The 10,699-nt window shown below is 65.8% G+C and carries 13 protein-coding genes and 1 riboswitch; of the genes, 5 read left to right on the forward strand and 8 right to left on the reverse strand.

Translation table 11 applies throughout. The annotated features are described in order from the left end of the window. On the reverse strand, positions 1-837 hold an 837-nt coding region (locus tag LPZ50_RS15655), incomplete at its 3' end, for a LysR substrate-binding domain-containing protein (protein ID WP_230662394.1). A 128-nt stretch (positions 838-965) separates the two neighbouring features. Here LPZ50_RS15655 and LPZ50_RS15660 point away from each other — a divergent pair. From LPZ50_RS15660 to LPZ50_RS15670, 3 genes are read left to right on the forward strand one after another with little or no spacing between them, the layout of a single operon-like run. Continuing rightward, entirely contained in the window at positions 966-1,226 is a 261-nt protein-coding gene (locus LPZ50_RS15660; RefSeq protein ID WP_230662395.1) for a DUF2917 domain-containing protein, read from the forward strand. Next, complete coding sequence (locus LPZ50_RS15665; protein ID WP_230662396.1) at positions 1,223-1,846, forward strand: 2-hydroxychromene-2-carboxylate isomerase; 624 nt, start codon at positions 1,223-1,225, stop codon at positions 1,844-1,846. Before LPZ50_RS15660 ends, LPZ50_RS15665 begins: the two co-directional genes overlap by 4 nt. Before the next feature lie 26 nt (positions 1,847-1,872). Then, positions 1,873-2,628, forward strand: a complete 756-nt coding sequence (locus LPZ50_RS15670; RefSeq protein ID WP_230662397.1) for an SDR family oxidoreductase — start codon at positions 1,873-1,875, stop codon at positions 2,626-2,628. 285 nt (positions 2,629-2,913) lie between these two features. Here LPZ50_RS15670 and thiC read toward each other — a convergent pair whose 3' ends face one another. Beyond that, positions 2,914-4,827: a phosphomethylpyrimidine synthase ThiC gene (thiC, locus tag LPZ50_RS15675; RefSeq protein WP_230662398.1), complete on the reverse strand. Its 1,914-nt coding sequence runs from the start codon at positions 4,825-4,827 to the stop codon at positions 2,914-2,916. 79 nt (positions 4,828-4,906) lie between these two features. Continuing rightward, positions 4,907-5,010, reverse strand: a riboswitch (TPP riboswitch). Between the two features lie 136 nt (positions 5,011-5,146). Between thiC and LPZ50_RS15680 the strand changes: the two genes are divergently transcribed. Then, positions 5,147-5,743, forward strand: a complete 597-nt coding sequence (locus LPZ50_RS15680; RefSeq protein ID WP_230662399.1) for a SecDF P1 head subdomain-containing protein — start codon at positions 5,147-5,149, stop codon at positions 5,741-5,743. Between the two features lie 219 nt (positions 5,744-5,962). Here the strand turns inward: LPZ50_RS15680 and LPZ50_RS15685 are convergent, their stop codons facing one another. Next, positions 5,963-6,385 carry a helix-turn-helix domain-containing protein gene (locus tag LPZ50_RS15685; RefSeq protein WP_230662400.1) on the reverse strand — a complete coding sequence of 141 codons (423 nt, stop codon included), beginning with the start codon at positions 6,383-6,385 and terminating at the stop codon, positions 5,963-5,965. A gap of 98 nt (positions 6,386-6,483) precedes the next feature. Between LPZ50_RS15685 and LPZ50_RS15690 the strand changes: the two genes are divergently transcribed. Continuing rightward, complete coding sequence (locus LPZ50_RS15690) at positions 6,484-7,224, forward strand: response regulator transcription factor (RefSeq protein ID WP_230662402.1); 741 nt, start codon at positions 6,484-6,486, stop codon at positions 7,222-7,224. Positions 7,225-7,256: 32 nt separating this feature from the next. Here LPZ50_RS15690 and proB read toward each other — a convergent pair whose 3' ends face one another. The 5 genes from proB to LPZ50_RS15715 all read right to left on the reverse strand — a co-directional run. After that, entirely contained in the window at positions 7,257-8,393 is a 1,137-nt protein-coding gene (gene proB / locus LPZ50_RS15695) for a glutamate 5-kinase (protein ID WP_230662404.1), read from the reverse strand. A 73-nt stretch (positions 8,394-8,466) separates the two neighbouring features. After that, positions 8,467-9,603, reverse strand: coding sequence for a GTPase ObgE (gene obgE, locus LPZ50_RS15700; RefSeq protein WP_230662406.1), 1,137 nt, complete (start codon positions 9,601-9,603; stop codon positions 8,467-8,469). Between the two features lie 84 nt (positions 9,604-9,687). Further along, positions 9,688-9,948, reverse strand: coding sequence for a 50S ribosomal protein L27 (gene rpmA, locus LPZ50_RS15705; RefSeq protein WP_230662408.1), 261 nt, complete (start codon positions 9,946-9,948; stop codon positions 9,688-9,690). Positions 9,949-9,984: 36 nt separating this feature from the next. Continuing rightward, positions 9,985-10,296 carry a 50S ribosomal protein L21 gene (rplU, locus tag LPZ50_RS15710; RefSeq protein WP_012251502.1) on the reverse strand — a complete coding sequence of 104 codons (312 nt, stop codon included), beginning with the start codon at positions 10,294-10,296 and terminating at the stop codon, positions 9,985-9,987. A 97-nt stretch (positions 10,297-10,393) separates the two neighbouring features. Beyond that, the coding region (locus LPZ50_RS15715; RefSeq protein WP_329957667.1) for an IclR family transcriptional regulator domain-containing protein at positions 10,394-10,699 on the reverse strand (306 nt) is incomplete at its 5' end.

Consider the following 10,699-nt stretch of genomic DNA (forward strand, 5'->3'; position numbering starts at 1 on the left):
CGGCGTGCCGCGCAGCATCCAGTAGCCGTGGCGCGCGGCGCTTTGCAGCGCATCGCCCAGCCTGACCAGGCGCTGTTGCGCCAGCAGGGGCTCGATCAGGGCCTGCCGGCCCAGCGCCACGCCATGCCCGGCCAGCGCCGCATGGACGACCTGGTCGTACTGGTTGAAGCGCAGCATGCCCTTGGGTTGCGCGCCGGCCAGCCCGTGCGCCTGCAGCCATTCCGTCCATTGCAGCCACGGGCGGGTCGGGTCGTCGAACTCCAGCAGCACCACCTCGGCCAGGTTGCCGGCATCCAGCCGCGCCATCCCCAGTTGCGGATGCGCCACGGGAATCACCGCCTCGCCGAACAGGCGCAGCGCGCCTTCGGGAACCAGTTCGCGCGGGCTGTACCGTATGGCGATATCCACGCCGTCGCGGTCGATGTCCAGCACGCGGTTGTCCGCCGCGACGCGCACGTCGATGCTGGGATGCGCCGCCTGGAAATCGCCCAGCCGCGGCAGCAGCCACAGCGAGGCCACGCCGATGGTGGTGGTGACGGTAACCGGCGTGCGGCGCTCGGGCGCGCGCCATTGGCCCGCCAGTTCGCCCAGTTGTGTCAGCCAGGGGTCGGCCATGCGGAACAGTTGCGCGCCTTCGGACGTGAACGCCACCGAACGGAAGCCGCGTGCCAGCAGGGCCACGCCCAGGTGCGCTTCCAGCGCGCGCACCTGGCGGCTGACGGCCGACTGGGTGACGTGCAGGTCCTGGGCGGCGGCGGTAATGCTCATGCGCCGGCCCACGGCCACGAAGCCCCGTACCAGGTCCAGCGGCGGCAGTTTGGACAAGGGAAATGGCATTCCTGTTGCGCATGCGAATGCGGCATGGAAATCGGTTGAACAATAGTACCCGCCGGGCGTTCAATTGGCATCAACCCCGTACTTGTATGCCGAGCGGCCCGCGGGCCGTGCCTGAACCAGGAGCCGCCATGGAATGCCCCGCGATCCAGCTGTATTGCCCCACGGGAATGTCATTGGCCCTGCCGGCGCGCGCCGCCGTGCGCTTGAGGCGCCGCCTGGCCATGCGTATTCTTTGCCAGGCCGGCACCATATGGGTGTCCGAAGAGCGTAGCCGTGAAGACCACGTGCTGGGGGCGGGCGATGCCGTGCGGGTGCGCGGCAATCGCGATATTGTTCTGAGCGGGCTGCCCGATGGCCGGGTGGCCCTGATCCTGGAGATTCCCGCATGACCGCGTCATCCCCCTTGCCCTGCGAGATGTGGTTCGATTTCGCCAGCCCCTATAGTTATCTGGCTATCGAGCGCATCCAGCCCCTGGCCCGCCAGGCTGGCGTCACCGTGGCGCTGCGGCCATTCTTGCTGGGGCCCATTTTCCAGGCCCAGGGTTGGAACGACTCGCCGTTCCGCCTGTTTCCCGGCAAGGGCGCCTACATGATGCGCGATATCGCCCGCCTGGCCGACAAATACGGCATTGTCTACCGGCGCCCCAGCGTCTTCCCGCGCATGAGCGTGCTGGCCGCTCGGGTGGGCCTGCTGGGGCAAGGACAGTCCTGGGGGCATGCCTTCTGCCAGGCGGTGTTCCGAGCCAATTTCGTGCACGATCAGGACATCCAGGACGAAGGCGCGGTCAAGCGCCTGCTGGCCGGCCTGGGGCAGGACGGCCCGGCGCTGATCGAGCAGGCGCGCCAGGAATCCACCAAAGAGGCATTGCGCAAGCAGGTAGACCGTGCCCGGCAGTTGGGCATTTTCGGCGCTCCGACATTCATGGCGGGCAACGAAATGTTCTGGGGCAACGACCGTCTCGAAGACGCGCTGCAATGGGCCGCCGCCGGCGCGCCGGCGCAAGCCTGACCCTTCACCCCTGTACGGAGCTTCTTATGTCCCAGTCCGATAAAGTCATGATCATCACCGGCGGCAGCCGCGGCATCGGCGCGGCCACCGCGCGCCTGGCGGCGCGCCGCGGTTTTGCCGTTTGCGTCAACTACCGCCAGCGCCGCGATGCCGCCGACGAAGTGGTGCAAGCCATCCAGGCCGATGGCGGCCGCGCCATCGCGGTGGCCGCCGACATGGCCGACGAGGCGCAGATCATGCAGATGTTCCGAACGGTGGACAGCGAACTGGGCCGCGTCGACGCACTGGTGAACAACGCGGGCATCGTGGAAACGCAAAGCCGGGTCGAAGACATCGCGGCCGACCGGGTCAGCCGCATCCTGGCCACCAACGTGGTGGGCCCTTTCGTGTGTTGCCGCGAAGCCGTGCGGCGCATGGCGCCCAAGCATGGCGGACGGGGCGGCGCCATCGTGAATGTGTCGTCGGTGGCGGGGCGGCTGGGCTCGCCGGGCGAGTACGTGGACTACGCGGCCTCGAAGGGCGCGCTGGACACGCTTACCATCGGCTTGTCGAAAGAAGTGGCTGGCGACGGCATCCGGGTGAATGCCGTGCGCCCCGGGTTCATTTATACCGACATGCACGCCAGCGGCGGCGAGCCGGGGCGGGTAGACCGGTTGGCCAGTTCCATTCCGCTGCAGCGCGGCGGCACAGTGCAGGAAGTGGCCGGCGCCATCATGTGGTTCTTCTCGGACGAGGCCGGGTTCACCACGGGGTCGTTTATCGAGGTGGCGGGGGGGAAATAACTGGCAGGCTCTCGTCCCGACGGTGTCTGGCACCTATCGGAGCCAGACACCCATGGTGGCGCTACTGTGTCAGATGTCCATGGCGCTACTGGGTCAGACCCCCATGGCACTACCTTAAGCCAGCGCGGCGAGCGTTCACGGGTATACATGGGTGTCTGGCTCCCGCCAGGGTGCCAGACACCGTCCTACTGAGACCATCGTGCCGCACAACGGTGTCTGGCACCCTGGCGGGAGCCAGCCACCCGGCCATGTCTTGCACGGCGCTCTCTATCACCAGGCCCGCGGTCATGCCTGGTGATAGATCTCCACCCCCTTCTTCACGAATTCCACCGCCTTTTCCTGCATGCCCTTCTGCAGCGCGTCCTGCTCGTTCACGCCCTGCGACGCGGCATAGTCGCGCACGTCCTGCGTGATTTTCATGCTGCAGAAGTGCGGCCCGCACATCGAGCAGAAGTGCGCCACTTTCATGGAGTCCTTGGGCAGGGTTTCGTCGTGGAATTCCTTGGCGGTGTCCGGGTCCAGGCCCAGGTTGAACTGGTCGTCCCAGCGGAACTCGAAGCGCGCCTTCGACAAGGCATTGTCGCGGATCGCCGCGCCCGGGTGGCCCTTGGCCAGGTCCGCCGCGTGCGCCGCGATCTTGTACGTGATGATGCCGTCCTTCACGTCTTTCTTGTTGGGCAGCCCCAGGTGTTCCTTGGGCGTTACGTAGCAAAGCATGGCGGTACCGTACCAGCCTATCAGCGCCGCGCCTATGCCCGAAGTAATGTGGTCGTAGCCCGGCGCAATGTCGGTGGTCAGCGGCCCCAGCGTGTAGAACGGCGCCTCGTGGCAGTGTTCCAGCTGCAGCTCCATGTTTTCCTTGATCATCTGCATGGGCACGTGGCCCGGGCCTTCGATCATGACCTGCACGTCGTGTTTCCAGGCCACCTGGGTCAGCTCGCCCAGCGTCTTCAGTTCCGCGAACTGGGCTTCGTCGTTGGCGTCGTAGCCCGAACCCGGGCGCAGCCCGTCGCCCAGCGAGAAGCTGACGTCGTAGGCCTTCATGATTTCACAGATTTCCTCGAACCGTTCGTACAGGAAGCTTTCCTTGTGGTGGGCCAGGCACCATTTGGCCATGATGGATCCGCCGCGCGACACGATGCCGGTCATGCGGTCGGCCGTCATGGGAATGAAGGGCAGGCGCACGCCCGCATGGATGGTGAAGTAGTCCACGCCTTGTTCGGCCTGTTCGATCAAGGTGTCGCGGAAAATGTCCCAGGTCAGTTCCTCGGCCTTGCCGTCCACTTTTTCCAGGGCCTGGTAAATCGGCACCGTGCCGATGGGCACCGGGGAATTGCGGATGATCCATTCGCGGGTTTCGTGGATGTGCTTGCCGGTGGACAAGTCCATGACGGTGTCGCCGCCCCAGCGGATGGCCCAGGTCATTTTCTCGACCTCTTCGCCTATGCCCGAACTGACCGCCGAGTTGCCGATGTTGGCGTTGATCTTCACCAGGAAGTTGCGGCCGATGGCCATGGGTTCGACTTCGGGGTGGTTGATATTGGCGGGAATGATGGCGCGGCCGCGCGCCACTTCGTCGCGCACGAATTCCGGCGTGATGATTGCCGGAATGGCGGCGCCGAACGACTGCCCCGGATGCTGGCGCAGCAGGCGGCGGGCCAGTTTTTCGCCGTCGGGGCCGCTGGCGCGCAGGGTATCCAGATAGTGCTCGCGGCGCAGGTTTTCGCGTATGGCCACGAATTCCATTTCCGGCGTGACGATGCCGCGCCGCGCATAGTGCATCTGCGAGACATTCGCGCCGGCCAGCGCGCGGCGCGGCGGACGTTGCAAGTCGAAGCGCATGGCGGTCAACTGCGGATCGGCCAGGCGCAGCTTGCCGTAATCGCTGGTGGGGCCGGCCAGGGTTTCGGTATCGCCGCGCTCTTCGATCCAGGCCCGGCGCAGTTCGGGCAGCCCGCGGCGGATGTCTATCCTGGCGTCCGGGTCGGTGTAGGGGCCGCTGGTGTCGTATACCGTCAGGGGCGGGTTGCGCTCGCCGCCGAACATGGTGGGGGTATCGTCCTGCGACACTTCGCGGAACGGCACGCGGATATCCGGCCGGCTGCCGGTTTCATACACTTTGCGAGACCTGGGCAACGGCGCGACAGCAGCGGCATCGACCTCGGCCGTGGCTGCCAGGAACTTCGGGTTGGCATTCATGGAAAGCTCCAATGATAAAGTTGGAGCCGAATAGGGATGAATTCCGGGCCAGGCGGGGCCTGTCCGTAAGAATGGCCAGGCAGGCACGGAATACGCTCCCAGCATCGGCATTATCCGTACTGGTACGAAGGGACTCTCTCAACACGCCGCCACAAATGGCAGCGAGTACCCCTGCGAACCGGCAGTATAGGCCGTATTACCGCTTTACATCTGTACACGCTTGGGGCTATCGGTGCGGCCCCCAGGCCTGTACACTTTTTTGTAACGCCGGGATGCACGTAGCCTGGCTTGGCTCCCGTTAAATCAGAAGGAAATCCTCATGCAACCGACCTTACGTAAATTGGCCCCGGCGCTCGCTGTCCTGACGCTCGTGCTCGCGGGTTGCAAGACCGCTCCTCAGAAAGACGCAGAAAGCACCACGTCCACCCCGCCGGCCGGCCAACAGCAGCCTGCCACGGCCGCCGCGGTCGAGTTCTACGTTGCCCAGCCCAAATCGGGCCCTGGCCTGATGGAAGTGAAAGTTCCCGATGGCGCGCTTTACATGCAGCGCCAGCCCGTGCTGACCCGCAGCGACCTTACCGAGGCCGCCGCGCTGGTCGATCGCGAAGGGCAGAATTTCGTGGGCCTGCGCTTTACTGAAGAAGGCGCCCGCAAGCTGAATGATGTCAGCAGCCAGAACATCGGCAACATGCTGGCCCTGGTCATCGACCGCGAACTGGTTGCCGCGCCCCGCATCGCCGAACCGCTGAACCGCGGCGTGCTGGCGTTCAGCGTGCCTTCGGCCCAGGCCGCATCCGAAATCGCCGCCAAGATCCGCGGCGACCAGCCCGCGCCCGCCAACGGCGCTGCCACGCCCTCGTCGGCCACGCCACCCTCGCCATCGGCTCCCACCGCGCCGGCGTCCAAGGCTCCCTGACGCACGCCAGCCTGTTCCGCAGGCCATCGGGCCGCCTGGTGTCTGGCTCCCGTCAGGGTGCCGGACACCGTCCGACTGAAACTGTCGTGGTGCGCAACGGTGCCTGGCACCTTCGGAGCCAGGCACCCGGCCATGCCCCGCAAAGTGCCCTCTTTCGCCTTAACGTAGCGCCATGGGAGCCAGACACTTGGCAGTGCCCACGAAAACGCGCCGCCGCGGCTACGGCCCGCGGCGCTTCCGTCCCTTGGCCTCGTAGGCCCGCAAGTACCCATCCACCATCATCCGCAGCCATTTCTCGATTTCGCGCCGGTCGGCCGTTGCCAGGGCGTTGATCTGCATGGGCGGAACGCTGGGGAACGGCCATGTGGTGGCGGGCCCGGACTTGCCCGCCGGGCCGCTCGATTCCATCAGTGTGTGGGGGGCGGGCGTTTCGGATAGCAAGTAGGCGCCCGGCTTTTCCATGGGGCCCTTGCCGGTTTCCAGCCAATCCAGTTCCACGCGCAACACGGCGGCAATCTTGCGAAACGAACGGCTGGATCGACGTTCGCCGTTTTCATAACTTGCAATCGTGCTTTGGGACAGCCCGCAGGCGCGGGCCAGCGTCTGCTGCGTGTGCAGGCGCAGCTTGCGTGCGTGCTTCAATCGGTCTGAAAATGTCCTCACCTGGCGATTGAACCGCGCACGCTGATTACGTTGGCGATCATGATTATTACTTTAGTAATAATTAAGAGCGAGACACTATGCGCAGTGCAATCCGGGCAGCCGTCATTCACAGCCACGGCCGGCGCCACGGCTTTCTGGCCCGCAGCCTGGCTACCGCGGGCTGGCAAGTGCACGACTATCCCGTGGCGCGGTTGGCCGATCTGTCGACCACGCATCCTCCAGACCTGTTGGTGCTGGAAGGTGAGGCCCTCGGCCTGCGCAACGCGCTGGGAGTGGTGCGTTATATCGTGCCCAGGGCGATCGTCATCGCGCTGATCGAACCGGCCGACGTCGAGCGCCGCGTTGCCATACTGGGCGCGGGTGCCCAGGCGTGCTGCGCACCCGATGTGGATGTGCGCGAACTGGTGGCGCTGGGCGAAGCACTGGTACGCTTGCGGTGGGCGGCAGTCCCGCCGCCAGCGGCCCGCAGGGTGTCCTGGCGTCTGGCGAACGGCGGCAGGGCCCTGGCCGGACCGCAGGGGCAGTATCTGCCGCTAACTTTCACCGAAAGCGCTTTTTTTGCGCGGCTGCTGGCGGCACCTGGCCATCGCCTGCCGCGCGAGCAGCTGGTTGCCGCGCCGTCGCCGGATTCGGCGCAGTCCGGCCCGCTGCGCCGCGTGGATGTCATGGTGTCGCGCCTGCGCGCCAAGGCGCAGCGGCTGGGGGTAGACCTGCCGCTGCTGGCCGTGCGGCAGTGGGGGTATATCTTCCTGGCCGGCCCATCAGCCGAGTGTGCGCCGGCCAAGCTCGAGCTGCTGGACGCGGCCGTCGACAGCTAAGGCCGGCTCACCTGAAAAAGGCGCACAGTGTTTTAGATCACCACTAGGTTGTCACGGTGCATCAGCTCGGGGTCGGTCATGCTGCCCAGGATGCTGGCAATCTGCGACGATGGCTGGCGCAAAATGCGCCGCGTATCGGCCGATGAATAATTGATCAGGCCGCGCGCGCATTCCGTGCCCTGGGCGTCGACGCAGGCCACGACATCGCCACGCTCGAACTCGCCCTGCACATCCACTACCCCGATGGGCAGCAGGCTTTTGCCTTCGCGCAGCAGGGCGCGCACCGCGCCGTCATCCAGCACCACGCGACCGCGCAGGCGCAGGTGGTCGGCCAGCCATTGCTTGCGGGCCGACCATACCGGCAGCACGGCGCACAATTCCGAGCCTATGCACTCGCCCTGCGCCAGCCGGGTCAGCACATTGCGTTCGCGCCCCGAAGCAATAACGGTATGCGCGCCGCTGTGGGCGGCCCGCTTGGCCGCCAAGACCTTGGTCAGCATGCCGCCGGTGCCGATGCCGCTGCCCGCGCCGCCCGCCATGGCTTCAAGGGCCGGGTCGCCGGCCTGGGCGTGCGAGATGAAGGCGGCCGCCGGGTTCTTGCGCGGGTCTGAATCGTACAGCCCGCGCTGGTCGGTCAGGATGACCAGGGCATCGGCTTCGATCAGGTTGGTTACCAGGGCGCCCAGGGTGTCGTTGTCGCCCAGGCGGATCTCGTCGGTGACCACCGTATCGTTCTCGTTCACGATGGGCACCACGCCCAGGCGCAGCAAAGCGAAGATCGTGCTGCGCGCGTTCAGGTAGCGGCGCCGGTCGGCCAGGTCTTCGTGGGTAAGCAGTATCTGCGCGGTGCGCAGCCCGTGTTCGGCGAAGGCGGCCTCGTATGCCTGGCACAGGCCCATCTGGCCCACGGCGGCAGCGGCCTGCAGCTCGTGCATGACCGATGGCCGCTTGGCCCAGCCCAGGCGCGCCATGCCTTCGGCGATGGCGCCGCTGGACACCAGCACGACTTGCTTGCCCTGCTGGCGCAAGGCGGCGATCTGGGCCGCCCAGTGCGCGACGGCGGCGCGGTCCAGGCCGCGCCCTTCATTGGTGACGAGTGAAGATCCCACCTTGGCCACCAGCCGGGTGGCAGAGGCAACGACAGAAACGGCAGTATGGTCGGCAGTCATGGCGATGACCGGTGTTGCGGTAATGAACAGCCGCGATGGCGCGGCCGGCGGTAGACGAGAGTGCGATTATGGCTTATTCGTCACCGCCACGCGGCGCCTGGGGGGTGGGCGCGTCGCCGCGGGTGGCATCGAAGCGCGGGTCTTCGGCCACGTAGGTGCCGTCGGCCTGGTCTTGCGCGACGTGCTCTTTGCGTTGTTCAGCGTCCAGGTAGTCTTGCAGCGCCCAGATCAGTTCCTGGGTGCCGTCGCCGCTCAGGCCCGATATACCGAACACCGGCCCTTGCCAGCCGAACAGTTCGATGAAGCGCTGGCGCGCGGCGTCGGGATCGGGCACCACGTCCTGCTTGTTCAGCACCAGCCAGCGCGGCTTGGCGGCAAGTTCCGGATCGTAGCGGCGCAGTTCTTCGACAATGGCGCGCGCATCGGCCACGGCTTGCTCGATGGGGTCGGTATCGGGGTCGACCGAGGAAATGTCCACCAGGTGCAGCAGTACACGCGTGCGCGCCAGGTGGCGTAGAAACAAGTGGCCCAGGCCGGCGCCTTCCGAGGCGCCTTCGATCAGGCCGGGAATGTCCGCCACGACGAAACTGCGCGACGCCGACGTGCGCACCACGCCCAGATTGGGGTGCAAGGTGGTGAAGGGGTAGTCGGCCACCTTGGGGCGCGCATTGGAAATGCGGCTGATCAGGGTGGACTTGCCCGCGTTGGGCAGGCCCAGCAGGCCTACGTCGGCCAGCACTTTCAGTTCCAGGCGCAGGCGGCGCTGTTCGCCTTCCTTGCCGGGCGTCCATTGGCGTGGCGCGCGGTTGGTGCTGGACTTGAAGTGCAGGTTGCCCATGCCGCCCTGGCCGCCGGCGGCCAGCGTAATTTTCTGCTCGTGGCGGCTGAGGTCGAACAGCAGTTCACCGCTGTCGGCATCGTGCACCATGGTGCCCACCGGCACGCGCAGGGTGATGTCGGGCGCGGCGGCGCCGTACTGGTCGGAGCCGCGGCCGTTCTCGCCGTTCTTGGCGCGATGCAGGCGCGCGTAGCGGAAGTCGATCAGGGTATTGATGTTGCGGTCGGCAATGGCAAAAATGCTGCCGCCGCGCCCGCCATCGCCACCGTCGGGGCCGCCCTTGGGAATGAATTTTTCGCGGCGAAAGCTCGCCACGCCATTGCCGCCTTTGCCGGCGATGACTTCGATGGTGGCTTCGTCGACGAATTTCATGGAAGCGTTCTACCTATAGTGCTAAAGCAAAAAAGCCCTGCCGCATGCGACAGGGCTTTTGCCGTACGGGTTAACGGTAAACCGTTAATCAGCCGCCACGACCGACACGACCTGCTTGTTCAATGCGCCCTTGAAGCCGAATTGAACCTTGCCGTCGATCAGCGCGAACAAGGTGTGGTCCTTGCCGATGCCGACGTTGGTGCCGGGGTGGAAACGGGTGCCGCGCTGGCGCACGATGATCGAGCCAGCCGGGATTTGTTGGCCGCCAAAAACCTTGACGCCCAGTCGCTTCGATTCTGAGTCGCGACCGTTACGCGTAGAGCCGCCGCCCTTCTTCTGTGCCATGTTGATAGCTCCTGCTAATCAATACCGAAAGAATCGTCAGGCCGTGATGGCTTCGATGCGGATTTCGGTGTAGTTCTGACGGTGGCCCTGATGCTTCTGGTAGTGCTTGCGCCGACGCATCTTGAAGATCTTGACCTTGTCGTGCCGGCCATGCGCAAGAACCGTTGCCTTGACCACGGCGCCAGCGACGAGAGGGGTGCCAACTTTGAGTTGGTCGCCTTCGCCTACCGACAGGACCTGGTCCAGGGTGATTTCTTGCCCAATGTCAGCAGGTATCTGTTCTACCTTGAGTTTTTCGCCAGCGGCAACACGATACTGCTTGCCACCGGTTTTTACGACCGCGTACATGGGGATTTCCTTAAAAATAGGTATTTCGGTGTTCACCGAACCGTAGATTCTAGCGCGGCCCTGTGGAAAAGTCAAAAAGCCCTTACAGGCCGGGCGCTTAGCGTGAATCCGGCGCCAGCGCCACGCGGGTGGCAATGGCCCGGGCGGCACGCTGCACTCCCTGGGTTACTGCCTGCACATGGGCGGGGTCCAGGCGGTCGCCCGGAATCGACGAACTGACCGCCACGCGCTTGCCCAGGGCGGTTTCGCCCACGTAGGCCGCGTAGCAGTGCAGGCCGGCGGCGACTTCCTCGTGTTCCTGGGCCAGGCCGTCGGCCCGGGCGCGGTCCAGGTCGCGCAGCAGGGCGTCGCGGTCCGTCTGGGTGCGCTCGCTGACGGCCGCCAGCACCGGCGGCAGGGTGGC

The sequence above is a fragment of the Bordetella petrii genome (assembly GCF_020991325.1).
Classification (GTDB): Bacteria; Pseudomonadota; Gammaproteobacteria; order Burkholderiales; family Burkholderiaceae_B; genus Bordetella_A; species Bordetella_A petrii_E.